The organism is Nostoc sp. WHI, from assembly GCF_015714725.1.
Lineage (GTDB): Bacteria > Cyanobacteriota > Cyanobacteriia > Cyanobacteriales > Nostocaceae > Nostoc.
Genome location: NZ_WBKM01000068.1, coordinates 1 through 25,747 on the forward strand (window position 1 = coordinate 1; position 25,747 = coordinate 25,747).

Consider the following 25,747-nt stretch of genomic DNA (forward strand, 5'->3'; position numbering starts at 1 on the left):
AGCTGGGGCTGGGGCTTTAGCTGGGGCTTTGGTTTGGGCTGGGGCTGTGGCTGGGGCTTTTGCTGCGGCTGGCGCTGGCGCTGCGGCTGGAAATGAATTACGAAAATCTTTTAGCAAGGTTAATACTTTTCTAATTTTAGCTAGCACTTCTAGTCTAGGCTTGGGTTTGGGATGGCTAGGACATAGAATTTTTAATACAGGTACATAGCTTACTCAAACTCTAAAAGCTAACTGACAAAAGATTTTGTAGCTGTTAAGCGATCAAATTCAATAAACGATCGCCCGAATTCAATAAACGATCGCTCGAATTCAATAAACGCTCGCCCGAATTCAATAAACGATCGCCCGAATTCAATAAACGATCGCCCGAATTCAATAAACGATCGCCCGAATTTAATAAACAACCGCCCGAATTCAATAAACGACTGCCCGAATTCAATAAACGACCGCCCGAATTTAATATCGCGCTTCTCGGATTGCAATATCGAACTCTTATTTAATTTTTGCGAAGCTCAGTGCGCCTTTATCTCGCTTCGCTCATGAAGATTCCCTGCGATCGCCCTGATTCCTCATACGCCAAGCGATCATCTCTGTGCTTTTGGGGGTATTCAGTCAACCATCATTCAAGCAATTAAACTCATTAAAAATAGGAGAAAAATTCACGTTCAACAACTCCCTTAATTGACTTTGTAAAATGCCTCACTAACTAACCGCAGGGCGCTCTTATAGCCAAAAATATTACGCTTCTGGTTCAATGCCGAGCGATCGCAATTGGGCACTTAAGCGATCGGCTCTTTGGCTTTCTAATTCCGCCCTTTGGCTTTCTAATTCTGCCCTTTGCCTTTCTGATTCCGCCCTTTGCCTCTCCTGTTCCGCTCTTTCCTCGCCACTCAACAATAAATTACCCTGTAAATCCCACCAGCGCAACCAGGGTAATTGGGCATTCTGATATTCTCCCTGCCATAAACCTAACTCAACTCCCAAGCGCGTAATCGGATAATGTCCGCGTTCATTTGCTGCTAATAACTGATATTGTCCACCAATTAATTTATAAACTTCTACACTGGCTTTATTCACTTCATAAATCCCGTAAAAAGCCGGATGAATTACCTGTTCATAAATCCAAAATTTTCCCTTCCAAGGAGTTTTATCTCGTTCTTCACGACCATCTCCAGAGACAAATTCCAAGGCAATCAAAGGGGCAATATACTCTCGCCACAGTACATAAGACCTGCGTGTTTGTCCATCAAGCAAGGGCGGTACATTTGCTACATAAAACCAATCTGGTGCTTGAGCACCTCGTTCTAGCGGGTCTGTCAACCGCCAGTAAATACCTAAGTCCTGACCTATGCAATATTGACCTTCAGGATGTAATTGTTTAAGAACGGGTGTAATTGAGTCAGTGAGTAAAATGCTTTGGGGATGTTCTTGCCAATTTTTCACAAATGTGCCATCAGACTCTGGTAGCTGCGTATGGTCGGGGAAAGGAGTGAGGGCGGTGGATGGATCGGTTGCAGAGGTCATAAAACTACCTTTGCAGGCATAAGGGTTGTTTTTTAGTTTAGCAATAGACCTAAACTTCTGGTTCAACACCGAGCGATCGCAATTGGGCACTTAAGCGATCGGCTCTTTGGCTTTCTAATTCCGCTCTTTGGCTTTCTAATTCCGCTCTTTGGCTTTCTAACTCAGCCCTTTGGCTTTCCTGTTCTGCTCTTTCCTCGCCACTCAACAACAAATTACCTTGCAAATCCCACCAGCGCAGCCAGGGTAATTCCGCATTCTGATATTCTCCCTGCCAAATACCTAACTCAACTTCCAAGGGCGCAATAGTATAATGTCCCCGTTCATTTGCTGCTAACAGCTGATATTGTCCTTCAATAATGTGATACACTTCCACACTGGATTTATTTACTTCATAAATCCCGTAAAAAGCCGGATGAATTACCTGCTCATAAATCCAAAATTTTCCCTTCCAAGGAGTTTTATCTCGTTCCTCTGCACCGTTTCCAGAGACAAATTCCAATACAATCAACGGAGCAATGTGTTCTTGCCAAAGTACATAAGAGCGGCGCATTTGTCCATTCAATGTAGGCGGCACATTGGGGACATAGAACCAATCGGGAGCTTCTGCACCTCGTTCTGGGGGGTCAGTAATCCGCCAATAAATACCACTGTCTTGACCTATGCAATATTGCCCGTCAGGATGGCGTTTTTGCAACACTGGTTTAATGGACTCGGTTAGTAGAATGCTTTGAGGATGTTCTTGGAAGTTTTTCACAAAAGTGCCATCAGACTCAGGAAGTTGAGTGTGGTCTGGGAGTGCAGTGCTAGTAGCTGGATTAGTTGCAGTCATAGGTTTACCCTGAGCCTGTCGAAGGGGCTACCCTCACGGGTTTGTTATTTAGTCTACCAAGGGCAGGCACAAAGAGAAATCTGAAAAAACTAGGTATTCTAGCCTGCGGGAACACCTAATGCCGAGCGATCGCTAAAGTAAGTACCTGTGCAGAATTAATTACATATTATTAAGGTCATTGCGAGGCTTCCGACGCAATCCCAAACGCCTGCGATTGCTTCATTCCGCTTTGCGACCTTCGCAATGACATTGTGCAATTAATTTTGTCTACCTACTTATTAATCTCAAAGTACACGCAGCAAGCTGGGAATACTTTCGATCGCTGACAAATTCCGAATTTCTGCCAAAGCTTGCCGAAAGTTGCCTTCTGGCACATCATGGGTAACAACCACAATCTCTGCTAGTTCCCCTTGAAAGCCAGTTTGGACAATTGACTCTAAGCTAACCCCATAGTTGCCAAAGCAAGTACCCAATTTACCGATAACTCCGGGTTGGTCATTTGTGAGGAAACGGGCGTAAAACCGAGTTATGAGTTCTGCCATCGGCGCAATTTGGCAGTATTCCTGATGCCCACAAGCTAATAATGGATTTAGCGAAGCGATTTTGGATTTTGGATTTTGGATTTTGGATTGATGTAATTCTTCGGTGCTGACTCTTTGGGTTTTTAAAGTAGCAACTAAATTCAAGATATCTGATGTGACAGCACTGGCGGTTGCACCAGCACCAGCACCGGGGCCGAAAAACATGACTTGCCCGATGGGTTCTCCTTCAACAAGAATGGCATTGTAAACGCCGTTGATGCTAGCCAAAGGGTGGGCTTGAGGCACAAAGGTAGGATGAACTCTGACTGAGAGGGGAGATGAGGGAGTATTTCGTTTAGCGATCGCTAACAATTTAATCACAAATCCCAATTTTTCGGCGTAGGCAATATCTGTTTTGCTGACTTGCCGAATCCCCTCAGTATAAACATCTTGTAGGTTGATGCGTCCACCAAAGCCTAATGATGCCAAGATAGCAATTTTATCAGCTGCGTCTAAGCCTTCAACATCAGCCGTGGGGTCAGCCTCAGCATAACCTAAACGCTGGGCATCAGCTAAGACATCGCCGAAGTTGCTGCCTTCTGTTTGCATCCGCGTCAGGATGTAGTTAGTTGTACCGTTAACGATGCCCGTAATAGTGTGAATGCGGTTAACACTTAAAGACTGCTTCAGGGGTTGAATCACCGGAATCCCACCACCCACTGCGGCTTCTAGCATGACGTAGACACCAGCTTGATTGGCAGTTGTGAAAATTTCCGCTCCAAAGCGGGCGATCGCTGCTTTATTAGCGGTAACTACGTGCTTACCATTACTTAAAGCTTTGAGGATAAGCGATCGCGCCGGCTCCAATCCGCCCATCACCTCGACAATTATATCTATCGCCGGATCGTTGACAATGGCTTCTAAATCTGTAGTTAAGACTTCCGTAGACAATTCTACTGTACGGGGTTTATCAAGCGATCGCACTCCCACCCGATATATTTCTATCTCTTGCAACAACGGGTGACGCCCAGTTATATCTTGCAACAATTGCACTGTTCCCGTCCCCACGATGCCTAATCCCAGTATTCCTAGTTTCACACCCACAAATTTTGCACCCAATTTATTTTTAAGTGCTGAGTAGCGAGTGCTGAGTGCTGAGTAGTAACAAGTATTTAGTACTTTACCCTTCAGAACTGAGAACTTTTTCCTCAGCTATTTATTTGAGTGCTGAGTAGCGAGTGCCGAGTGCTGAGTAGTAACAAGTATTTAGTACTTTACCCTTCAGAACTGAGAACTTTTTCCTCAGCTATCTATATAAAACAATTGTAGGGTGAGCGATGCCCACCCTACTCATTCATAACTTATAACTCAGCACTCATTACCCAGCACTCAGCACTAACTTAGTAGGTTTCTACGTGCCAGCGATGGGCTTTCTTGAGTTCCTTCTGATAATCACTCCAGGTTACGCCTTCCTTAGCAGCAGCAGCACTTAAGGCTGCATCAATACCTTCTTCCATGCCCCGCAAACCGCAGATGTAGGTGTGAGTTTTTTCATCTTTAATCAATTGCCACAATTCATCTGCATGTTCCGCTACGCGGTCTTGAATATACATTCTACCGCCTTGGGGATTTTTCTGTTCGCGGCTGATGGCGTAGGTGAGGCGGAAATTATCAGGATATTTTTGTTGAATTTCTTCCAGTTCTTCCTTATATAAAATGTTTGGAGTTGTAGGCACACCAAATATCATCCAAGAGAATCCTTTAAATTGGTATTCTGGATTGGCTGCTCTTTCCGCATCTTTAAACTGACGCCACAGGTAAGCCCGCATCGGCGCAATACCTGTTCCGGTTGCCATCATAATGACTTTGGCATCGGGATCTTCGGGTAACAACATTTCCTTACCCACGGGCCCTGTAATTGTCACATCTGCCCCTGGTTCGAGGAAACACAGGTGCGTAGAGCAAACGCCGTAAACTGTTTCGCCAGATTCCGGGTGCTTGTATTCCAACTGGCGGACGCACAAAGATATTGTCTTATCATCCACATTATCGCCGTGGCGAGTTGATGCGATCGAATACAGTCTGAGTTTTTCAGGCTTGCCGTTCTTGTCTAATCCCGGTGGAATAATGCCAATACTTTGACCTTCTATATACTTCAAATCTCCGCCCGAAATGTCAAACTTGAGGTGCTGAACAATACCAATCCCGTCTTCTTTGACTAACGGTTCATTAGATATTACCTTGCCAATAAACGGAGCATTGGGACGGTAAATGTTGACAGGAACGTCACTGTGGGCGTCTTTTTTGGCTTTAGCTTGAGTCATGGTGTTGTCCTTGTTCTTGAGCTGTTCTTCAGCTGGTAGTTTAGCGAAGCTTTTGACTTCACTATTAGCATTCACAGGTGTGGCTTTACCATTCCCTTCACTGTTAGCATTCCCAAATGAGGCTTTACCATTAACTTGCTCTAGAGCAGTTAAGGACTGGATGCTAACAATTGTGCCGCCTAGACGAGTGATACGTCGCATTTCTTGATTCATGCGGTTGTAAGGCACTCTGATGAATACACTGCCACTTTTACGAATTGGGTAGTTCTTTTGATCAGTTTCTTTATTCTGACGCAGACCCACCACTTCGTAGACGAAGATGCGGCTACCTAATTCTATGTTGGCAGCACCCTCAACAGCACCTTGATTGTACATTCGTTCTACCACTCCGATAATTTACTTAACCGTTTTTCAAAAAAACTCTTCCCATCCCATCCCAGCTTTAGTTTACCGGATTTTCGTTTCACAAAACTGGCCTTTGGGGAAAAAGGCATTATTAATTAGTGCCCTGCTAAGTACACTCACCAAAGACATGCAGGCATAGCAAAAAACACACCTGTTCACCTTCTAAGGTAAAGGATAAGTTCTTTGGAGAATGTTAATAATGAGTCAATTTAATCTTTTTTCCTTAACTAGCAACTCTATCAGGGAGATCGATTTTTAGTTCACTATCCAAGGGGCAAATAGTCATGACAGATATTGCAGAAGGTCTGGTTTAATTGGTGAAAGCAACCGTTCAGTTACCTCCAAAAACTACCTTTATATTTGCCTATTCCAAGTGTTCGCATTAAATAATGCCAATCCTGGAAAGTTTCTTAACGATTGGTTTTACGTCCTCAAATCTCCGACTGCCTGGAATGTTGTTGGCTATATTCGTATCCTGACCGTTTACATGACTAGGACAATTCTAGCTACAAACATTTCTGGACGGGGATAAAAGTGATCTAAGCATCTGTAATCAGTTTCATGTGATGTGAAAAATCTGTCAACCTTGATCAGTACTCTGCTATAACGTCAATACTTCTATTTGAGCATATTCATAAATTTACAACCAATAATTTGACTAATGCAAGTTGTTGGTCATTCGTTGGATAGATTTTGGCTTTGAATATCTTCAGGATTGTCGAGCAGGAACTACAATTCAGGAACGTCAAAAAATTCGCTAACGGAATAAAATATACCTTATAGACTTGATTATCTAGAGTCACAACTAGCAGACTGACAGTACTGTAACACTTACGGACAGTACTGATCCCAATTTTTAAATTAACAATTAAATCAACAAAATGATTGATAAACCACGCTAATTCTTCTTGAGTGCAAATCTTGTATGGGATACCCCCTTCTGTTAAAATCAAATATACCACTAGGATTAAATACTTACCGGCACCAACATTCAGGCCAGTCCGGCGAGTAGCAACTTATTACTTTGTTGTCTACCCGTTTGGTGTCTTATAGCTGTGCTAGGTAGCAAGAACGCAGGATAAACCGAAGGGGTAAACTCCTAGCTTCAAAATCTGCTGTGTGAAAAATTATTGACACAACTTTACTATTTTAGAGGAAATTTATGACAAGTAAGCCGGGACATGTGGTACTGATTGGAGTAGCCGGAGACTCTGGTTGCGGTAAATCTACGTTTTTGCGTCGTTTGATAGACTTGTTTGGTGAAGATTTAATGACAGTCATCTGCTTGGATGATTATCACTCCCTCGATCGCAAACAGCGCAAAGAAACGGGGATAACTGCACTAGACCCCAGGGCGAACAATTTTGACCTGATGTATGAGCAAATTAAAGCGCTCAAGGATGGTCAAACCATTGATAAGCCGATTTATAACCACGAAACCGGCATGATTGATCCGCCAGAGCGGGTGGAGCCGAATCGGATTATAGTTGTTGAAGGGCTGCATCCTTTGTATGATGAGCGGGTGCGATCGCTGATTGACTTCAGTGTTTATTTTGACATTAGCGATGAAGTCAAAATTGCCTGGAAAATCCAGCGAGATATGGCTGAACGCGGCCATCGCTACGAAGATGTATTAGCACAAATCAATTCCCGCAAACCTGACTTTGATAAGTTTATCGAACCACAAAGAGAATTTGCCGATGTGGTTCTCCAGGTATTACCCACAAACTTAATCAAAAACGACACCGAGCGCAGAGTCCTAAGAGTACGTATGCTCCAGCGAGAAGATAAGGAAGGCTTTGAGCCAACCTACCTTTTTGATGAAGGCTCAACAATTAATTGGACTCCTTGTGGACGCAAGCTAACCTGTTCTTATCCTGGTATGCAACTGTACTACGGTTCAGATGTCTACTACGGCCGCTATGTCTCAGTACTAGAGGTGGATGGTCAATTTGACAACTTGGAAGAAGTAATTTACATCGAAACTCATCTCAGCAACACATCCACCAAATACCAAGGTGAATTAACTCACTTATTACTCCAGCACCGTGAATATCCAGGTTCCAATAACGGTACTGGTTTCTTCCAAGTGCTTACAGGTTTGAAAATGCGTGCTGCCTATGAGCGGTTGACAGCTACAGAAGCAAAGTTAGCAGTTCAGGTTTAAAGCAGCAGTGTTTGTATCAGAGCTTGTGGGGGCGCTTCTGCGTGTCCCCCTTTTTTTGTGTTTATATTCTATATTCTTAGTATAAACGAGGAGATTGAGAGAATCTGTTACCAATTACACCATCAATCTTGCAAATTAGAGTAAAGCCAATACGGTTCGGTTAGGGCAAGAGACGCGATAAATCGCCGTCTCTACAATAATTAATCTTCCGATCTAGAATTTTCATCAAAAACCTTAACCGAACCGTATTGAGAGTAAAGCAGGACTTAGGCACTGAAAACTTGAAAGCTTGATTCCCTCTAGCCCCCCTTTTTAAGGCTACGGTATACACACAAGTCCTAAAAACCTAGCTTGATAAGGCTTTCCTCGTTCCTGGGCTGCCGCTTGGGAATGCATTCATTGAGTCTCTGGCTCAATGTCTGACTGGAGACAGCCCCTAATCAGCCATTCCCATGCAGAGCATGAAAACGAGAGAACAATGGAAAATCGAGTTATCTCCCTTACAGATACTTAGCTATAATTAGTGGTTTTTATCAATATCAAAAAGATACTAACTGCTGAAGTATAAATATTGCTATGATTTCATAAATTAGATAGTTGAACTAAATACATACATTCAGTTCAACAAAAATACTCTCAAAGGAGGAATTCCCTTTGTCTCGTCGATATTTATTTACCTCCGAGTCAGTTACCGAAGGTCATCCAGATAAAATCTGCGATCAGATTTCTGATACCGTTCTTGATGCCCTACTGACCCAAGACCCCAGCAGCCGTGTCGCTGCTGAAGTAGTAGTGAATACTGGTTTGGTGTTAATCACTGGTGAAATAACCACTAAAGCCAATGTGAATTTCGTCAATCTCGCCCGCAAAAAAATTGCCGAAATTGGCTATACCAATGCCGATAATGGTTTTTCTGCTAACAGCACCAGTGTTCTGCTAGCTTTAGATGAACAATCACCTGATATTGCCCAAGGCGTTAACACCGCCCAAGAAAGCCGCCAGGAAGATAGTGATGAACTATTCGACAAAATTGGCGCGGGCGACCAAGGTATAATGTTTGGTTTTGCTAGCAACGAAACACCAGAACTGATGCCCTTACCCATCAGTCTGGCTCACCGCATTGCTCGCCGATTGGCAGCAGTCCGCAAAACGGGTGAACTACCATACCTGCGTCCTGACGGCAAAACTCAAGTAACGGTAGTTTACGAAGATGGACGCCCCGTAGGCATTGACACTATCTTGATTTCCACCCAACATACAGCCAATATTGGAGAAATCACAGATGAGGCGGCTGTACAAGCCAAGATTAAACAAGACCTCTGGTCAGCAGTGGTCGAACCTGTTTTTGGCGACATTGACATTAAGCCTAGTGAGGAAACACGTTTTTTAGTTAACCCTACCGGCAAATTTGTCGTTGGTGGCCCTCAGGGAGACTCTGGTTTGACAGGACGGAAAATAATTGTTGACACCTACGGTGGTTATTCACGGCATGGTGGCGGCGCTTTTTCCGGCAAAGATCCCACGAAGGTAGACCGCTCTGCTGCTTATGCAGCTCGCTATGTGGCGAAAAATATTGTCGCTGCCGGGTTAGCAGAAAAAGTTGAAATTCAGCTATCCTATGCTATTGGCGTGGCGCGACCAACAAGTATTCTGGTGGATACCTTTGGCACCGGCAAAGTGGATGAAGAAACCTTGCTGGAATTAATCAACCAACACTTTGAATTGCGTCCAGCTGGGATCATCCATACTTTCAATTTACGCAACTTACCAGGTGAACGAGGCGGACGTTTTTATCAGGACGTCGCGGCTTACGGTCATTTTGGGCGGACTGATTTAGATTTGCCTTGGGAACAGACCGATAAAGCCGAATTGTTGAAGCAAGCAGCAAACGAGTCACTTTCGGCAGTAGTTGTTCAAGCAGTAACTTAGACTTATAGTTACAAAAATATAGCTTGTTTATTTGAGGGTATTGGTAACTTTAGAAGTTGCCTATGCCCTCATTTCTATTTAAAATGTCGCATTCAAGACTTCTCTTTGCGTCAGCTTTTATTATAAGTATTCAACCGGATATGATATTATATCAAGCTCGGCAAATCACTTACGATATGTCATTGCGAATGTAACGCAGTGGAATGAAGCAATCGCAAGGCTTTGGGATTGCCGCGCGACCCTCGCAATGACATAAGTATTAAGCCGGACATGATATTACATCTCTCAGCCAGCACTTCGCGTCTCTCGCGGGTGGGGGTTTAATTGGTGATAGTTTTCTGGCGTCCCTGGCGGGTTAGTGGATTCCTGTTGTACCTTCATTGCTGGCATTTGCAGGTTCAGCGATCGCACTTACCCAGTATATTACCCAAAGTGCTACCAAGATGCGGAAAACCCTTGATCGCTATTTGACTGATGAAATAGTCGCCAATATACTTGAAACTCCTTCTGGGTTAAAACTATGGCAAGAACGCAGAAAAGTTACGGTTCTGGTATCTGATTTCAGAGGATTTTCAGCTATTTGTGAACAATTACCATCTGAGGAAGTAGTGAAGATTTTGAATCTTTATCTGGGAACAATATATAGATGTGATCAACCATTATAAAGGCATGATGAATGAGTTTATGGGTGATGGTATTTTTGTGGTATTTGCTGCGCCAAAAGAAGCGCTCGCCTGTCCTGTGCTATTGCCATGTAATTGGCGATGCCACAAGTGAAGGAACAAAACCAGCAAATGAATGTTCCAACCCTCGAAATGGTACTCCGGCAACCTGGGTGATATTAGGGCATCAATGTTGAAATCGTAGCGAAGGAGTTGCATGTAAATAGGGTAAACCGAAAAAGTAGGTGATCTAGCTTTTTGTGAAACAGTAGCAATTGTTGCTGATAGAACCAAGCGATCGCAGTAAAATTTTAGGATTAACCCTCATAAAAACCCAATAATTCCTAACTGTGACCAGATACTTACATCTTGTTAGTTTAGGGAAGTTTGATGGTAGCCGTTCTTTAAGCGATCGCATATTACCTGATCTCCAAACTCGTGGCACTTCTCTTTAAGTCTCAGAATCTATAGTGAATATCTAGTTACTTGGACTAGACATTTTTTATATTTGAGAAGCAACAATGGCATCTAATCACTTATCTGAAGAAAATCATCCGTTTTTGTCCCTATTGATTTATTTGTATTATCTGCTAAGTCTTTCCTGGGCGTTCTATCCTACAGACTTTTTAAGTCTCCTTAGTAGTAATTTATGAGTAAATTGTTGGGATGTTGGCTCGTGGACGAGGCAGAGTGCCAGTAGTTAAAATAACGACCTGGACAACGTTGTAAAACTGATATTAAATTACATACAAAGGACAAATGACGAACGTAAAAAACTTCCAAAAACTAGTAGAACTGGCAGATGAGTATGGGATTATTTGCCAGCCAACACAAGAAGAATGCTTGATTGGCTCTTTGCCTGGAGAAGATGATTTCTTATTAGCTTTTACTTGGTCTGGTACCCTTGAGGGAGAGCCGCCAGAACAGGAATTAATCGCAATTAGTGTACAGGACATGGTTAAAGAAGTTACTGTTGCAGCTTGGCAAATTCCTATTTATTTATTCGGAAACGTTTTGAGACAGGCACAGATGCTTGTTGCTGCTCACAAAGATTTTCTTAGCTAGCAGACAAGTTTTTTCTAAAAATTACTATCCCTTTCCATTGTGGCTACGCAATAAAGTGGCACTCTTAGCCAGGACTAAAGTTCCCTTACCACGGATAAAGCTGTGGTTATGAGCGTTCAAAGTGTTATGAGTAATGTTGAAGTTGTTATAACCACAGCTTCAATATTACTTATGAATGTTTTAGTTATTAATAAGTAACCCTTAAGTTTTTGTTACCACAGCTTCAACTGTTATTATGATTATTCACGTGTAACTAGATAAAGATATATGGATAATCGGATGCTTCGGGTTTATTCTAAATTACTCCGATATGTCGTTACGCTGTTAACGGGAATTTTACAAACCTTGCAAAACCTTCCAAAGCCTCAGAAACTACCTCTGACAAGAGGTTGAGTGAAGTTTGTTAAAAATATCGTCACGACCACATTGTACAGTCAAAAGTAAAATTGTAGAAGTTTAACACAAGGATAATGACTGACACACCCGAATATTTTCCTAACCGAATAGACCGTATAGAACAAATAATCTTGGGGTTGGCTGAAAGACAAAGTAGTACACAAGAACAATTAGACAATTTAACCATTAGACAAACTAGCACACAAGCACAACTGAATGAACTAAGCCAAGAGATGAGAGAGCTTACCAGTAATACCAACAGGGTTCTAGCTCGTAGTGCAATTTTAGATGACGTGTTGCTTGAACTGCGCGATAGTCATGAAACCCATCAACGTAATTTTGAAGAACATCAACGAACTACAAATGCTGCATTGCAAAGTCTAGAGTCTATTTTGTTACAGTTAGTCAGAAATAATTCTTAAAAATATATCACTCGATTCTAAAGAAAAAAGCGAGTGAACCCACGCTCTTAACGGTGAAGCCAGAGAACATACGCTCTTTGTATCCGATTTTTAACTGTCTGCTACTAAAATGCTACTAAAAACGGTAGCCTGGAAGAATCACTTTCGTCATTCACACACTGCGTCATGTTGCCGAAACCTAAAAAGTATTGGACACCTCAGCACTGGGCAAGTTGGAAGCCCTTTGGTATTGGCGAACAGTACCCAAACAACTACTGGGAGGTCTTTCGAGCAATCTGGCTGTCTCGTGACAAACTACCTTATGCGTGGAATATTCTCGATAAAGGTGTTTGCGATGGTTGCGCTCTTGGAACAACCGGGATGAAAGATTGGACATTAGATGGTATCCATCTGTGCAATGTCCGGTTGCGGCTGTTGCAGATGAATACGATGCCAGCTTTTGACTCTGTGCTATTGGCGGATGTCTCGCAGTTGCAAAAGCAAAAAAGTGCCCAATTACGCGATTTAGGACGGCTTCCATACCCGATGATTCGGCAACGAGGGGAAAAAGGCTTTCGCCGTGTTAGTTGGGATGAAGCTTTAGAGATAATTAGCGATCGCATTCGCACTACCACACCAGACCGTCTCAGTTTCTACATTACCAGTCGCGGTACTGTTAACGAAACTTATTATGCCACCCAAAAAGCTGTGCGGGCAATGGGAAGCAATAATATTGATAATGCTGCCCGCATTTGCCATTCTCCCAGTACAGCAGGGCTGAAAGCTGCCATTGGTGCAGCAGCTACCACGTGTTCTTATAAAGACTGGATTGGTACTGATTTATTAGTCTTCATTGGCTCCAACGTTGCTAATAATCAGCCTGTTACTGTTAAATATCTCCATTACGCCAAGAAAGCTGGCACTAAAATTGTCGTTATTAATACTTACCGTGAGCCAGGAATGGAGCGCTACTGGGTGCCGTCAATTGTGGAAAGTGCCGTTTTCGGTACCAAGTTTGCCGAAGACTTCTTCTTAATCAATATGGGCGGGGACATAGCATTTTTCAATGGCACTATTAAACATATAATTGCTAATAATTGGGTAGACCAGTCATTTATTGATTTGCACACAGTTGGCTTTGCCGAACTCAAAGCATCGTTAGAAAGCCAATCTTGGGAAGAATTAGAGCGGCTTTCTGGTACATCCCGCGAGGAAATGTATGCCTTCGCCAAAATGGTCAAAGAAGCTAATAAAGCCGTATTTGTTTGGAGTATGGGCATTACTCAGCATGAATGCGGCGAAGATAATGTGCGAAGTATCATCAACTTAGCTCTCACCAAAGGTTTTGTCGGTCGGGAAGGCTGCGGTTTGATGCCAATTCGCGGCCACTCTGGCGTGCAGGGTGGCGCAGAGATGGGATGTTACGCCACAGTATTTCCTGGTGGTAAACCTATCACCCCAGAAAATGCTGCCCAATTGAGTCAGCATTGGGGCTTTGAAGTGCCAGCAAGTAAAGGGTTAATTGCTCCAGAAATGATTAACGCCGCCTATCAGGGGCAATTAGATGTGTTGTTTTCTGTGGGAGGGAATTTTTTAGAAGTGCTGCCAGAACCAGATTATGTGGAAGCGGCGCTTAAGCAAATACCGTTGCGGGTACATATAGATATTGTTCTCTCTAGCCAGATGTTAGTGGAACCTGCTGATACTGTGGTGCTTTTACCTGCGACGACTCGCTATGAAATACCAGGGGGAGTGACAGAAACTAATACCGAACGCCGGGTAATTTTCAGTCCAGAAATTCCGGGGCCGCGCATTGGGGAAGCGCGTCCAGAGTGGGAAGTGTTTCTAGAATTGGCAAGGCGAGTAAAACCAGATTTGGCAGATAAGCTGGCTTTTGCTGACACAGCTGCTATCCGTCAAGAAATTGCTCAAGTTGTCCCGCAATATGCCGGTATTCAACATTTACAGCAGGCTGGTGATCAGTTTCAGTATGGTGGATTACATTTGTGCTTTGGTTGGAACTTCCCTACAGAGGATGGCAAAGCACACTTTGGCGTATTATTGCCACCACAAAGAGAATTACCAGAGGGCTACTTCTTACTAGCAACGCGCCGGGGCAAACAATTTAATAGTATGGTGCAGGAACGCAGAGATGCAATTACTGGGGCGGTGCGAGACGCTGTGCTAATAAATGCTGCTGATGCGGCACAGTTGGGTTTAAAAAATAGCGATCGCGTCATCCTTAAGAATGAGTTAGGCGAGTTATTATGTCAAGTTTATATTGCGCCAATTCAATCAGGTAACTTGCAAGTACATTGGCCAGAAGGGAATGTCCTACTAGATAAAAGTAAGCGATCGCTTGAAGGTGTACCTGATTATAATGCGATCGTGCGTTTAGAAAAAATCTGAATCAAGTCTGATTTTCTCAATTTTAACATTTCCAATGCATCAAGACTACCGCAAAGATGAGCATCTCTGCGGTAGTTATAAGTTAATATTAAAGTAAAGCAAAAGGAGCTAGGTTTAGCTTAATTTGCTACTTTCAGTGATATCAAGTTCGGCAACTCACTTACTATATGTCATTGCGAATGTAACGAAGTGGAATGAAGCAATCGCAAGGCTTTGGAATTGCCGCGCGACCCTCGCAATGACATAAGTATTAAGCCGGACATGATATGATTCCCAATTCTAGAAAGTATTGAGAGTTATTGGACTTAATTAACCCATTGCTTGCACCGCACTCAACATAAAATTAACCCGCTCCTCAAACTCTAGCTTTTTGATCAACGCGACAAATTCATCTGTTTCACCAGGTAATTGATAGTCGGACGGCACTTGAATGATGCTTCCATCCTCCATTCCTTGTGCCAGCAACAGCCAAACCTCTAATTTGGCATTAGGACTCAGAGCATTATAGGCTTTGCTTGCACCATTAATAATGTCGCGTTGTGCTTGCAATTGCTCTTCAGGAGACAAGTCCAGGAATTGGTCAAACACTGCTTTAGCAGGAGTTTCAACGCTATTAGGAGGTGCTGGGGTTAGCTCGTTTTTAAGATCCAAGTAACCGAACCAAAGTAGGGCTAGCTGAGTATCTACATCAAAGGGTTGAAAACTTTCTAAAGCTGGTTTTGTTGTTTCATCAACTGTGTAGGTCATAAAAAAGTCCAATTAAGTTAAGGCTATGCTGATTTCTTGAGTTACTGGAAAAATTTGCTTTCAGTACCTTCACATAACTTAACGAACAAATGAAGATGGATAACCCTACTTAGGGTAGGGATAGGATCACTACATAAGACAGATATAGCTAACTTTAGTTGCTAGTTACAAAAATGTCTGCTTTGATGTATATGAAAACAAAGATAAAAATTAAACTTTAAATAACGTCTGTGACTAAAAGCGATCGCTTGAAGGTGTGCGTGACTATAATGCGATCGCCTTTGATATCTACAATCAAACAGGCGATCGCTCTCCACTATAGATATAAACCACTGGGTTGCTGTTCTAAGGTTTGAGTCATAATCTTTACCTGGCGCTTTTGTATGCTGTCTCTAGCGTAGGCGTGTTTTTCTAGGAGATATTCTCAGTTATTGGCTCAGTAGTGGGTTTAGTGCTAGATTTAGGGCGAAATAATGCTTTTTGTTGGCAGATATACTAGATATACTGAAATTGTCAGCCTAGTGCAACAAGGCAAAAGTAATAAAGGATTTGTAGCTCATTATGCCGAATACATCTACCTATTATGTCGTTGCCCCCATCGATGGACTTCACTTAGACTTCGACTATAGAATGTACTCTGCGGAAGTATACGGTTGTCCACCTAACTATATTCCTAATCCAGAAGGTTGTTCAGAATTTCGCCAACCTTATGAATACTTAGGAAGTTTTACATTTAAGCAATACAAGCAACTTAGTGAGGAGTGGAACATAGATGACAAGACATTAGACAACTTAGAACAAATTCCAAATAGCAAGTTACGAGACTTTACCTGTATCGCACTTGAAATAGAACTCGACAGGACAGATTACACTTCTGTTCAAGACGAGACTATAAACACCTCACTATTTCAGCACATTATCAACAGAGGTGAACAGTTTCTAGATGTCTGGCGATTATGTTTATTTAAACCTGGTGAAGATTTCAGTATTGGCAGTTTTGGTGCTATCGGTAATGGTGTTCAATGTTTTTGGTTAGGGCAAAATGATATTGCTCCTAAATTTATCGCTCGAAAAGTTTCACGATATCAATTAGTTCAACAACCTGTTAACGTAGTGCTTTCAAATTTTGGTACTATATATGCTGACATTACGTTTAGAAGTCTCTGCACTGCTGCATTTACTTATCCTTCCAATCCAGAGATTGTAAATCGGTTATTTGATGCTTTACGTGCATTTCGAGAAAGTCGTGATATTTCTAATTGGGAAGCAAGGTTTCGGCATCTTGCTGCTATAGCAGAGTCTTTAGCACGAAAATATGATAAAGAGCGTTTACAAGGAAAGCAACTCAGAGAGAGAATAGCCAAAATTTCTACACATGGATGGGAGCTTTACGAGCATTATAGTTCAAGCGTGTTGACTCCTCCCGGCTTGCAGAGGGAACAATATAAATTAATAAGAGAAAGATATGAAGAGATCGGATGGAATGATGAAGATGAAGCAAAAGAGATAATAGAAGATTTATGGTATAACGTTCGTAATCTCCTTGCACATACTGTTAATACAGTAACTTCACTTCAGCGAGATCCAGTAAAAGACATGGTTAATATGGAAAGAGTTATAGTTACTATGATTAACGGAATATACACAGCATATGAAGTTCAAGAGTTTTATCTTGGATCTATATATGATATTCTTATTGATAACAAATAGCTCAAACTGTAACCGATTTTTGCTCTGGAGTGGGAAACAGGCAATATTTCCTCAAGCCATCGCGCAGTTAATAAAATGGTTCTCGGACTACTACGCGGTGTCTTTTTAGGTACTGCTTTGATACTTCCAAGCCGGAAAATTTATCCTTATCTAACAGATAGAATTGGTAACTACGAAGAGTTAGAACCATACTTTGATGTTTGGCGAGCCGTTAATATCCAAGAAGGTTTTCTGGCCATCTTCGTAATTGAACATGATCAGCTAGATAGCAACGTACCAACACTTACTAAAGGAACAGATGGACGTGCATTAGTCTGAAAGTTTCTGTTATTATGTAGAGTAAGGAATTGGCAGTTGCAGTGCAGTTGTTTTGCGTTGATTTGATTTCTTACTTCCTCTTGCCGATTCCCATTGTTCTATGATTCCGTTAGCCAAATCAGTTAGTCTTTCTACTGCTGGATCTGTATCCCCAATTTCTGAACCAATCCAGTAACGTTGCAATTTTTCTGCTGCATAAAATGTCGTACCAGATCCTGCAAATGGATCAACCACAATTTGTCCTGGATTAGATGCCATTGTAATAATTCGCTCTAGCATAATTGGCGCAAGTTCATTTGCAACTCGTTTTTTGTGTTGACGATGCCGAACTGGTGGAATGTCAATCCACATTTCTTCTGTCAATGTCCATAAAACTTCATTAGAATTAGCCTCAGAAACATCTTCCCAAACGTCTTCTGTCCCATCCCAAACATCCATTAAGTTAATACCTTTCTGGTTAAGTTTTTTGCGATGTCCACCATAATCACGAATTTCTCCACCACAATGGCGACAAACTTGAATTGGGGTGTAAACTTTATTGAAAACTGCTGGTTCCCCTTTAGTGTAATAGAGTAACCCGTAGTGAGCGGGAGACATTTTTTTACCTCTGGGAAAAGCTTTCGGCATTCTGCAAGCAATCCAATGACGAAAACACATTCCTTGCTGGTTCAAATATGCACCATACTCTATACACCATTTTGGCAAGTTAAATACAAATAAACTGCCACCTGATTTAAGGACTCGAATACTTTCATTAAGCCACTGTTGCGACCAGATTAAATATTGATTAATCTCCATTTTATCGTTGACACCTTCACCATATTCTTTACCAAGATTAAAAGGTGGATCGGCAAAAACAATATCTACAGATTCATTAGGTAATGCTGACAAAAGTTTCAAACAATCTCCCTGATAGAGAATTCCATACTCACTCTTGTAAACTTGTTTTAATCCTTGTTGAGTTGCAACATCAGTCGCAATCAGTTGAATAGGGAGCATTAATTTAACCTTTACTAAGTTAGTATAGCTTGATTCTACAAGACTTTATTGTCAATCGTCAATAGAGTTGTTTTTAGAAGTTGTGCTACGAGGTTGATAAGGTTTTCCAGTTGGCTGGTTCTGATATTTCTCTACTTCAGCAGGTTCTATGTAGTAATAACGCCCAAGTTTATGAGCTATGAGTTGACCATTTTTAATTAAGTCGTGTACCCGTTGACGGGTTACACTAAGCAACTTGGCCGTTTGAGCCACAGAAAGTAACTCAGGAGTGTTGTTAGAAGCAGAGTCTGTCATACTACTTATAGTCTAGAATAATGCCTTAATTCCGCCGAGCAGTTTTACCGATATTGAATCCTAAAGTGTAAATATTATGATATAAAAACCGTTACCTAAGCGGAGTTATCAGAGCGTGTTCGTGAAACTGGTAAAATTTGTAAAAAACTACTGGTAAACAATATGAGTTTAAAGGATATCAAAGAAAAACTATTTCCCATTATAAAAGTAATATCTATAGTAGCGATCGCAACTGCAATAGGCTTAGAAATCTGGGATATTCAAGCATTAACAACTAACAATCATCTACCTATTATCTTAAATCCCGTTTTGATAATTGCTCGCTTGGCATTGTCGGCTCATTTCGTTGAAGGAATAATTGCCGCTCGTTATGCACCTGCAAAAAATCATCAGCCAATCCAATATGGAATTTATACTTTTTTTGTGGGTACAATTGGTTTATTAGAATTGTTTGAAAATCATTCCCAGATCCCCGACTTATCTAAGAAGTTGGAGTCTAAACCATAGATGCATGTCAAACTCGCTGAAAGCATCAACAGCAGCACGTCGCAGATTTTATCTAATGCAGATATAGTAATTATTAAATGAATACTCAAACCGGAAGCAAAACCAAAGCTACTGTCTGGGTGGTGGAAAATGGCAAAATGCGTCTTCGCCAAGATCATCTCACCACCGAGGAACCCTTAGAAATTCGCCTCGTCCCTCTCCAGAAAACGATAGCTGTTACCATGCGGACACCAGGAGCGGATTTTGAACTAGCTGCTGGTTTCCTCTATGGTGAAGGAATTGTTAGCTGTAGAGAAGATATCAGACGTATTAGCTACTGTGTAGATGAATTAGAAGATGGTGAGCAACGCTACAACATCGTAAATGTGGAATTGAGAGATGGGTTGATTCCAGATTTACAGCCTTTGGAACGTCATTTCTACACTAATAGCGCCTGCGGAGTTTGTGGTAAAGCTAGTCTTGAAGCTTTGCGTCTAAGAGGTTGTCCAGTGATTTCCTCAGGTTTAAAGGTAACGCCTGAAATTATTTACAGTCTACCAGACAAGCTTCGGGCGGCTCAAGGTATCTTCATGGCTACAGGAGGTTTGCACGCTGCGGCTACTTTCGATGCTCAAGGACAATTGTTAAATCTGCGGGAGGATGTTGGGCGACACAATGCTTTGGATAAATTGATTGGTTCAGCGTTGCTCAGTGATGAGTTACCTTTGAATAATCATATTGTTTTGGTTAGCGGACGCTCTAGTTTTGAGATTTTGCAAAAGTCTACTACTGCTGGGGTTCCTATTGTTTGTTCTGTTTCCGCTCCTAGTAGTTTGGCGGTGTCTGTGGCTAAAGAATTCGGAATTACTTTAATTGGATTTCTGCGGGGGGAAAGGTTTAATGTTTATACTGGGTGGGATAGAATTGTTATGAAGGGGTGATTAATATTAAAGAATTATCTCACGCAGAGACGCAGAGGCGCAGAGAGGATGAGGAGTTTTAAAGGATATATTGAAAAACAGTATTTTAGCAAGGTGATATTTGGTAAATATGAGTTTCCAATATACTGATGCGATCGCTACTATAGCATCGACTAATTTTGAGAGTTTGGTGAGTTTCTATACCAAATTACTAGGAGAAAAACCAGCATCTTTGATTCCAAATGTTTATGCTGAGTTTGATTTAGCTAGTTTGCGATTAGGTATTTTTAAGCCGAAGAATAGTCACGAATCTGAATTTGAAGTAAGTCACAAAAGTAAGATAAGTTTGTGTTTAGAGGTGAGCAATTTGGAAGATGCGATCGCACACCTAACCGCTTTAGGATATCCCCCACCCGGAAACATTTCTATTGCTAACCACGGTAGAGAAATTTATGCTTACGACCCCGATGGCAATCGTCTGATTTTACATCAAGCCAAAGAGGAGTGATAATTAATAAGTAATAATGAATAATTTTATTTAAAAAGCACTATGGCTATAACTCAAAATTATAGATTAAACCTGATTCAATGGTATCCCGGTCACATTGCCAAAGCTGAAAAGAAGCTCAAAGAACAGCTGAAGCGGGTAGATGTGGTGTTTGAAGTCCGAGACACCCGGATTCCTTTAGCGACTCACCATCCCCAAATAGCTGAGTGGGTGGAAGGTAAGGCACGGGTGTTGATCCTTAACCGAGTCGATATGATTACGCCACAAATGCGATCGCTATGGACAGATTGGTTCAAGCGTCAGGGAGAAGTCCCTTATTTTACTAACGCTCAACATGGTAAAGGTATAGCAGAAGTGGCACGGGCAGCGCAAGCAGCCGGTGTAGTACTTAATCAAAGAAGAAGCGATCGCGGAATGTTACCTCGTCCAGTCCGGGCTGTGGTAATTGGTTTTCCCAATGTCGGCAAATCAGCTTTGATTAACCGTCTATTGGGACGGCGAGTAGTAGAAAGTGCCGCCCGTCCTGGGGTAACTCGTCAACTGCGCTGGGTACGGATTTCTGAACATTTGGAATTATTAGATGCTCCTGGTGTCATTCCTATCAGGTTGGAAGACCAAGAAGCAGCTTTAAAATTAGCCATTTGTGATGATATCGGTGAAGCATCTTACGATAATCAGCTAGTGGCAGCAGCCCTAGTGGATTTATTAAACTACTTGGAAGCTGTAGCTACAGATTTGTTACCGAAAAAACCATTACAGTCCCGCTACCAACTTGATTCTATATCCGACACTGGAGATGTCTATTTGCACGCCTTGGCAGAGCATCGTTACAAAGGGGATATAGAGCGGGCTGCAAGGCAACTTTTAACAGATTTTCGTAAGGGGTTGTTGGGTGAAATTAGTCTAGAATTACCGCCCAATTGAGGAAGCAGAAGGCAGGAGAAATTATAGTAATATTTGCTACACATAGTTGTCGGAATGCAGTTAACAGTGTCATAAAGAAAAAGTGAAGGTTAACCTGTAGGGTATAACTTACCTGAGAGTTGCTTGCACCTCTAGCTTTGATGGATCTATCACACTCATGACTGAACTCACGCTACGCTTACAAGAGGGAGATACCGAGACAACGATCGCAGTTGACCAAGATGTATTTACAATTGGTCGCTTGCCAGAATGTAACTTATACTTACCTTTTGCTGGAGTATCCCGTAACCATGCTCGCCTTGTGAAAACGGCTGATGGTGTGTGGACTATTGAGGATATGGGCAGCAAAAACGGGACGCAAGTCAATAAATATCTTGTTAACTGTCCCCAAGAGTTACATCACGGCGATATCGTTTGGCTGGGCAATGTTAGCTTAGTAGTACTACTCACAAGCCTTGTTTCCCAATCGACACCTGAGCATCCCGGAACTTCGGACATTAATGAGCAAAGAACAATCCTTCACAGTGTCGAACAGCTACAACAGCAATGGATTGCAGCTGAAAGTAAGGATGGCAACATCAATAATAAGGACAAAACCATTGCTCGTCTCAAAGACTTAGTGGACATAGCCAAAAATCTCTGTGCTGCGGCATCTATTGAAGAGATTTTTTCTCAAGTGCAACAAGTGGTTTTTCGTTACCTTGATAGCATCGAACGCTTGGCATTATTAATTGATGTCAATGGTTCCGGCCATTTGGAGTTGATGAATGCTGCTACTAAAAACGTTTCTCAACAAAAACATCTCCCCTCTGATGGTAGTTGGATTAGTCGTAGTATTTGTCAAAAGGTATTTGACGAAAAAGTTGTTATTCAAACTGCTGATACTCATCAGGATGAGCGATTTGCTAGTGAACATAGTATTTTAATTAAAGGCATTCGTAGCGCGATGGCAGTGCCTTTATGGGATGAAAACAAAGTTGTGGGCGTATTATACGCTGATGCCAATCTTTCTTCTTACCATTGGGCAAATGAAGGCGAGGAAGAATTGAGCTTTTTTTCAGCTTTAGCAAACCTTGTAGCTTCTAGTGTGCAGCGTTGGTTGTTAGTTGAGAAACTCAAAACTGAAGAGATGATTCGTCACCGACTAGAACGTTATCATTCTCCAGCAGTTGTACAGCAGTTAATATCTTTAGGTGCATTGCCAGGTGGTCGTTTAGCTCCCGTTGAGAGCGAAATCAGTATTGTGTTTGCGGATTTGGTTGGCTTTACAGCAATTTCTGAACAGTTAACACCAACTGCGATCGCTCAACTATTAAATAATTTATTTGAAGAGATGCTAAAAGAAGTGTTTACTTACGGCGGCACTTTAGATAAGTATATTGGCGATTGTATTATGGCATTTTTTGGCGCTCCAGAACCGCAAGCAGATCACGCCGATCGCGCTGTTGCTGCTGCCAAAGGAATGCTCAATCGTCTCAAACATCTAAATGCCAATAATTTTTGGCACGAACCACTTCAATTACGTATTGCTATTAACAGTGGTAAAGCTGTTGTGGGAGATGTTGGTAGTTCCCAGAGGGTAGATTACACGGCATTAGGCGCAACGATTAATCTTGCGGCTCGCATGGAAGCAGTTTGTCCCCCCAGCGAATGCGTGATTAGTGAAGCTACCCATAAAATGCTTTCAGAACCCTCCGACTTCGAGGAAATGGGAGATTATCGTTTCAAAGGTATTGAGCGATTAGTAAAGGTTTATCAGACACAATTGCAGCCAGTGCCAACAATTATTAATCCAATCATTAGTCTTTAGCAAGAGAGGCAGGAGGCAGAGAGCATGAGGAATACTGCTCTCTGCCTTCTTACGAATTACGAATTACGAATTACGAATTACGAATTACGAATTACGAATTACGAATTACGAATTACCTGACCGTGCCAGCGCGAAAAATTTGCTCTGCGGTCAAATTCAACTCTGGAAAAGTTGGCGAATGGATATGGTCATCTCCTCTAAATTTACTAACGCGATACTCATCTTCTTCTAAACAGCAAACTAAGATAGTAGGTTGTTTGGGATTGCCAATAAATTCTCTACCGCCCAATGCAGCATAATCCACAATCCAGTATTCAGGAATTCCCATTTCTTCATAGTCAGCGTATTTTTTCAGATAATCATCACGCCAATTAGTACTCACCACCTCAATTACTAAAGGAATTGATGCTGCTTGACTAACAGTTGATTCTTTTTTCCACCGAGATTCATTAACTAAATTAGGGAGATTTAGGAGCAGCACATCTGGCGAGTAAGCTGATTCGTTTTCCAGTGGTTTAACTAATACTGTTTTTGGTATGCCATAGGTTAGACTGAGGCGACTATATTCTAAAGTGATTTTTGTGGCTAAAAATCCAATCACTTCTTCATGGTCGCCTGTTGGTTGGGGCATTTCGACTACTATTCCGTCATATAGTTCGTAACGTTGTCCTGTGTGATCTGGATATTTAGCAACGAATTCATCAAATGTAACTACTTTGCGTAAGACTTGAGTCATGACTTGATTCCTCAATTGTGGAAATTATAGCAACTTTACTTTTAATTAATCACTATTAATACTTATTGATTGGTATATTTTATTTCAAAAATAATTGCGAAATTGTAATATTAAGCAACTAATTCTTGGTTAAAAGACTAAAATTTGGGTGGTGGCTTCCAGAATTGATCTGTGTAACACTAGGAAGCCTAGCACCTCAAGCTATTCTTTAACGGGAGGTCAGGTAATGGCGATCGCCACCATTAATCCCGCCACTGGGGAAACGCTCAAAACCTTTGAGCCACTCAACGATGTAGAAATTGCCGCTAAACTCGATTTGGCTGATCAGACTTTTGAACAGTATCGCCAGACGAGCTTTTTGACGCGATCGCACGCTCTTCAAAAGGCTGCTGATATTTTAGAGCAAGACAAAGCAGAATTTGCTAAGTTGATGACTCTGGAAATGGGCAAGCCATTTAAAGCAGCGATCGCTGAAGTCGAAAAATGCGCTGCCGTCTGTCGCTATTATGCCGAACACGCTCCTGGTTTCCTTGCTGATGTTTCTGTAAAAACTGATGCTAGCCAGAGTTTTGTTCGCTACCAACCAATGGGTGCGATTCTCGCGGTGATGCCGTGGAATTTCCCCTTCTGGCAAGTGTTCCGCTTTGCTGCACCAGCACTAATGGCGGGAAATGTCGGCTTACTCAAACACGCTTCCAATGTGCCGCAGTGCGCCTTGGCAATTGAAGATATTATCCGCCGCGCAGGTTTTCCTGAAGGTGCTTTTCAAACTCTATTGATCGGTGCTGCTAAAGTTGCCGATTTAATGGCTGATGATCGGGTAAAAGCTGCCACCTTAACAGGAAGCGAACCAGCAGGCATATCCCTCGCCGTCGCCGCCGGTAAACAAATTAAAAAAACAGTTTTGGAATTGGGAGGAAGTGACCCATTTATTGTGTTAAAAAGTGCTGACTTAGAGACAGCAGTTGTCACAGCTACTACAGCGCGGATGTTGAATAATGGGCAATCATGTATTGCAGCAAAACGTTTTATTGTAGCAGAGGCGATCGCCGACAAATTTGAAAAATTGCTTTTAGAAAAATTCGAGGCGCTGAAAGTAGGCGATCCCATGCAACCAGATACCGATTTGGGGCCACTGGCAACCCCTGGTATTCTCCAGGAGTTAGATCAACAAGTGCAAAATGCTGTTAGCAGTGGTGGTAAAGTCCTCACCGGTGGACATCCTTTATCAGATCGTCCTGGTAACTTTTATCCGCCAACGATTATCATAGACATCCCACTTGACACACCAATTGCAAAAGAAGAATTCTTTGGCCCGGTAGCCTTGTTATTCCGGGTTCCAGATATCGATGCTGCCATTAAACTCGCTAATGATTCACCCTTTGGCTTAGGTGCAAGTGCTTGGACAACCAACGACCAAGAATGCGATCGCTTGGTTGAAGAAATCGAAGCAGGTGCAGTGTTTATCAACAGTATGGTCAAATCTGATCCCCGCTTGCCCTTTGGCGGCACTAAGCGTTCTGGATATGGCAGAGAATTGAGTATCCAGGGTATACATGAGTTTGTCAATGTTAAAACCGTGTGGGTGAAATGATAGGGAGTGGGGAGTAGGGAGTAGGGAGTAGTGGGAAGAAGGGGAAAACGGGAGGGGAACAAGGAAGAT

24 protein-coding genes and 1 pseudogene are annotated in these 25,747 nt (G+C 42.1%); 16 read left to right on the plus strand and 9 right to left on the minus strand.

What is annotated here, in order from left to right; all coding sequences use genetic code 11:
• Positions 1-208: pseudogene (locus F8S12_RS07050) on the plus strand (serine/threonine protein kinase); the annotation flags it as partial.
• Between the two features lie 19 nt (positions 209-227).
• On the opposite strand, the gene F8S12_RS07055 reads toward F8S12_RS07050, so the two are convergent.
• The 5 genes from F8S12_RS07055 to petH form a co-directional block, all read right to left on the minus strand.
• The gene (locus F8S12_RS07055) at positions 228-404 is read right to left on the minus strand and encodes a hypothetical protein (RefSeq protein WP_230967854.1); all 177 of its coding nucleotides are present in this window, start codon (positions 402-404) and stop codon (positions 228-230) included.
• Positions 405-738: 334 nt separating this feature from the next.
• The gene (locus tag F8S12_RS07060) at positions 739-1,524 is read right to left on the minus strand and encodes a Uma2 family endonuclease (RefSeq protein ID WP_196515613.1); all 786 of its coding nucleotides are present in this window, start codon (positions 1,522-1,524) and stop codon (positions 739-741) included.
• A 49-nt stretch (positions 1,525-1,573) separates the two neighbouring features.
• Entirely contained in the window at positions 1,574-2,353 is a 780-nt protein-coding gene (locus tag F8S12_RS07065; protein ID WP_196515614.1) for a Uma2 family endonuclease, read from the minus strand.
• Positions 2,354-2,637: 284 nt separating this feature from the next.
• On the minus strand, positions 2,638-3,978 hold the full coding sequence (locus F8S12_RS07070; RefSeq protein WP_196515615.1) for a homoserine dehydrogenase: 1,341 nt from the start codon (positions 3,976-3,978) through the stop codon (positions 2,638-2,640).
• A 296-nt stretch (positions 3,979-4,274) separates the two neighbouring features.
• Entirely contained in the window at positions 4,275-5,573 is a 1,299-nt protein-coding gene (petH, locus tag F8S12_RS07075) for a ferredoxin--NADP reductase (RefSeq protein ID WP_196515616.1), read from the minus strand.
• A 1,192-nt stretch (positions 5,574-6,765) separates the two neighbouring features.
• On the opposite strand from petH, the gene F8S12_RS07080 reads away from it, so the two are divergent.
• The 6 genes from F8S12_RS07080 to F8S12_RS07105 all read left to right on the plus strand — a co-directional run bounded on the left by F8S12_RS07080 (position 6,766) and on the right by F8S12_RS07105 (position 14,632).
• Positions 6,766-7,770, plus strand: a complete 1,005-nt coding sequence (locus tag F8S12_RS07080) for a phosphoribulokinase (RefSeq protein WP_196515617.1) — start codon at positions 6,766-6,768, stop codon at positions 7,768-7,770.
• 654 nt (positions 7,771-8,424) lie between these two features.
• A complete protein-coding gene (metK, locus tag F8S12_RS07085) occupies positions 8,425-9,699 on the plus strand; it encodes a methionine adenosyltransferase (RefSeq protein WP_196515618.1) in 1,275 nt (424 codons plus the stop codon).
• A 380-nt stretch (positions 9,700-10,079) separates the two neighbouring features.
• Positions 10,080-10,364: an adenylate/guanylate cyclase domain-containing protein gene (locus tag F8S12_RS41945; RefSeq protein ID WP_196515619.1), complete on the plus strand. Its 285-nt coding sequence runs from the start codon at positions 10,080-10,082 to the stop codon at positions 10,362-10,364.
• A gap of 756 nt (positions 10,365-11,120) precedes the next feature.
• Entirely contained in the window at positions 11,121-11,426 is a 306-nt protein-coding gene (locus F8S12_RS07095; RefSeq protein WP_196515620.1) for a hypothetical protein, read from the plus strand.
• Between the two features lie 470 nt (positions 11,427-11,896).
• Complete coding sequence (locus tag F8S12_RS07100) at positions 11,897-12,244, plus strand: hypothetical protein (protein ID WP_196515621.1); 348 nt, start codon at positions 11,897-11,899, stop codon at positions 12,242-12,244.
• A 165-nt stretch (positions 12,245-12,409) separates the two neighbouring features.
• Positions 12,410-14,632, plus strand: a complete 2,223-nt coding sequence (locus tag F8S12_RS07105) for an FdhF/YdeP family oxidoreductase (RefSeq protein WP_196515622.1) — start codon at positions 12,410-12,412, stop codon at positions 14,630-14,632.
• 309 nt (positions 14,633-14,941) lie between these two features.
• Here the strand turns inward: F8S12_RS07105 and F8S12_RS07110 are convergent, their stop codons facing one another.
• Positions 14,942-15,379, minus strand: a complete 438-nt coding sequence (locus F8S12_RS07110) for an orange carotenoid protein N-terminal domain-containing protein (protein ID WP_196515623.1) — start codon at positions 15,377-15,379, stop codon at positions 14,942-14,944.
• Positions 15,380-15,609: 230 nt separating this feature from the next.
• On the opposite strand from F8S12_RS07110, the gene F8S12_RS41550 reads away from it, so the two are divergent.
• The 3 genes from F8S12_RS41550 (at position 15,610) to F8S12_RS07120 (ending at position 17,407) form a co-directional block, all read left to right on the plus strand.
• The gene (locus tag F8S12_RS41550) at positions 15,610-15,735 is read left to right on the plus strand and encodes a hypothetical protein (protein ID WP_269144777.1); all 126 of its coding nucleotides are present in this window, start codon (positions 15,610-15,612) and stop codon (positions 15,733-15,735) included.
• A 205-nt stretch (positions 15,736-15,940) separates the two neighbouring features.
• Positions 15,941-17,089 carry a hypothetical protein gene (locus F8S12_RS07115; protein WP_196515624.1) on the plus strand — a complete coding sequence of 383 codons (1,149 nt, stop codon included), beginning with the start codon at positions 15,941-15,943 and terminating at the stop codon, positions 17,087-17,089.
• Positions 17,090-17,113: 24 nt separating this feature from the next.
• On the plus strand, positions 17,114-17,407 hold the full coding sequence (locus F8S12_RS07120) for a hypothetical protein (protein ID WP_269144778.1): 294 nt from the start codon (positions 17,114-17,116) through the stop codon (positions 17,405-17,407).
• Positions 17,408-17,419: 12 nt separating this feature from the next.
• Here F8S12_RS07120 and F8S12_RS07125 read toward each other — a convergent pair whose 3' ends face one another.
• Complete coding sequence (locus tag F8S12_RS07125) at positions 17,420-18,406, minus strand: DNA-methyltransferase (RefSeq protein ID WP_196515625.1); 987 nt, start codon at positions 18,404-18,406, stop codon at positions 17,420-17,422.
• 51 nt (positions 18,407-18,457) lie between these two features.
• A complete protein-coding gene (locus tag F8S12_RS07130) occupies positions 18,458-18,700 on the minus strand; it encodes a helix-turn-helix domain-containing protein (RefSeq protein WP_196515626.1) in 243 nt (80 codons plus the stop codon).
• A gap of 162 nt (positions 18,701-18,862) precedes the next feature.
• Between F8S12_RS07130 and F8S12_RS07135 the strand changes: the two genes are divergently transcribed.
• The 5 genes from F8S12_RS07135 to F8S12_RS07155 all read left to right on the plus strand — a co-directional run bounded on the left by F8S12_RS07135 (position 18,863) and on the right by F8S12_RS07155 (position 23,348).
• Entirely contained in the window at positions 18,863-19,207 is a 345-nt protein-coding gene (locus F8S12_RS07135; protein WP_196515627.1) for a hypothetical protein, read from the plus strand.
• Between the two features lie 77 nt (positions 19,208-19,284).
• A complete protein-coding gene (gene fdhD / locus F8S12_RS07140) occupies positions 19,285-20,127 on the plus strand; it encodes a formate dehydrogenase accessory sulfurtransferase FdhD (RefSeq protein WP_196515628.1) in 843 nt (280 codons plus the stop codon).
• Positions 20,128-20,236: 109 nt separating this feature from the next.
• Complete coding sequence (locus tag F8S12_RS07145) at positions 20,237-20,614, plus strand: VOC family protein (protein ID WP_196515629.1); 378 nt, start codon at positions 20,237-20,239, stop codon at positions 20,612-20,614.
• A 42-nt stretch (positions 20,615-20,656) separates the two neighbouring features.
• Positions 20,657-21,538, plus strand: a complete 882-nt coding sequence (gene ylqF / locus F8S12_RS07150) for a ribosome biogenesis GTPase YlqF (protein ID WP_196515630.1) — start codon at positions 20,657-20,659, stop codon at positions 21,536-21,538.
• Positions 21,539-21,695: 157 nt separating this feature from the next.
• Positions 21,696-23,348 (plus strand): adenylate/guanylate cyclase domain-containing protein, encoded by a 1,653-nt coding sequence (locus F8S12_RS07155; RefSeq protein WP_196515631.1) that lies wholly within the window; start codon positions 21,696-21,698, stop codon positions 23,346-23,348.
• A gap of 112 nt (positions 23,349-23,460) precedes the next feature.
• On the opposite strand, the gene F8S12_RS07160 is transcribed toward F8S12_RS07155, so the two are convergent.
• Entirely contained in the window at positions 23,461-24,084 is a 624-nt protein-coding gene (locus F8S12_RS07160) for a Uma2 family endonuclease (RefSeq protein ID WP_196515632.1), read from the minus strand.
• Positions 24,085-24,310: 226 nt separating this feature from the next.
• Here F8S12_RS07160 and F8S12_RS07165 point away from each other — a divergent pair, with 226 nt between their 5' ends.
• On the plus strand, positions 24,311-25,678 hold the full coding sequence (locus F8S12_RS07165) for an NAD-dependent succinate-semialdehyde dehydrogenase (protein ID WP_196515633.1): 1,368 nt from the start codon (positions 24,311-24,313) through the stop codon (positions 25,676-25,678).
• Positions 25,679-25,747: the final 69 nt, after the last annotated feature.

Excerpts from the sequence above, each read along its gene's own strand:
- F8S12_RS07130 (WP_196515626.1), bottom strand. The coding sequence starts at position 18,700 with ATGACAGACTCTGCTTCTAACAACACTCCTGAGTTACTTTCTGTGGCT.
- F8S12_RS07155 (WP_196515631.1), top strand. The coding sequence starts at position 21,696 with ATGACTGAACTCACGCTACGCTTACAAGAGGGAGATACCGAGACAACG.
- F8S12_RS07125 (WP_196515625.1), bottom strand. The coding sequence starts at position 18,406 with ATGCTCCCTATTCAACTGATTGCGACTGATGTTGCAACTCAACAAGGA.
- fdhD (WP_196515628.1), top strand. The coding sequence starts at position 19,285 with ATGAATACTCAAACCGGAAGCAAAACCAAAGCTACTGTCTGGGTGGTG.
- petH (WP_196515616.1), bottom strand. The coding sequence starts at position 5,573 with ATGTACAATCAAGGTGCTGTTGAGGGTGCTGCCAACATAGAATTAGGT.
- F8S12_RS07080 (WP_196515617.1), top strand. The coding sequence starts at position 6,766 with ATGACAAGTAAGCCGGGACATGTGGTACTGATTGGAGTAGCCGGAGAC.
- F8S12_RS07060 (WP_196515613.1), bottom strand. The coding sequence starts at position 1,524 with ATGACCTCTGCAACCGATCCATCCACCGCCCTCACTCCTTTCCCCGAC.
- F8S12_RS07115 (WP_196515624.1), top strand. The coding sequence starts at position 15,941 with ATGCCGAATACATCTACCTATTATGTCGTTGCCCCCATCGATGGACTT.
- ylqF (WP_196515630.1), top strand. The coding sequence starts at position 20,657 with ATGGCTATAACTCAAAATTATAGATTAAACCTGATTCAATGGTATCCC.
- F8S12_RS07095 (WP_196515620.1), top strand. The coding sequence starts at position 11,121 with ATGACGAACGTAAAAAACTTCCAAAAACTAGTAGAACTGGCAGATGAG.
- F8S12_RS07165 (WP_196515633.1), top strand. The coding sequence starts at position 24,311 with ATGGCGATCGCCACCATTAATCCCGCCACTGGGGAAACGCTCAAAACC.
- F8S12_RS07105 (WP_196515622.1), top strand. The coding sequence starts at position 12,410 with ATGTTGCCGAAACCTAAAAAGTATTGGACACCTCAGCACTGGGCAAGT.
- F8S12_RS07110 (WP_196515623.1), bottom strand. The coding sequence starts at position 15,379 with ATGACCTACACAGTTGATGAAACAACAAAACCAGCTTTAGAAAGTTTT.
- F8S12_RS07145 (WP_196515629.1), top strand. The coding sequence starts at position 20,237 with ATGAGTTTCCAATATACTGATGCGATCGCTACTATAGCATCGACTAAT.
- F8S12_RS07160 (WP_196515632.1), bottom strand. The coding sequence starts at position 24,084 with ATGACTCAAGTCTTACGCAAAGTAGTTACATTTGATGAATTCGTTGCT.
- F8S12_RS07100 (WP_196515621.1), top strand. The coding sequence starts at position 11,897 with ATGACTGACACACCCGAATATTTTCCTAACCGAATAGACCGTATAGAA.
- F8S12_RS07065 (WP_196515614.1), bottom strand. The coding sequence starts at position 2,353 with ATGACTGCAACTAATCCAGCTACTAGCACTGCACTCCCAGACCACACT.
- F8S12_RS07135 (WP_196515627.1), top strand. The coding sequence starts at position 18,863 with ATGAGTTTAAAGGATATCAAAGAAAAACTATTTCCCATTATAAAAGTA.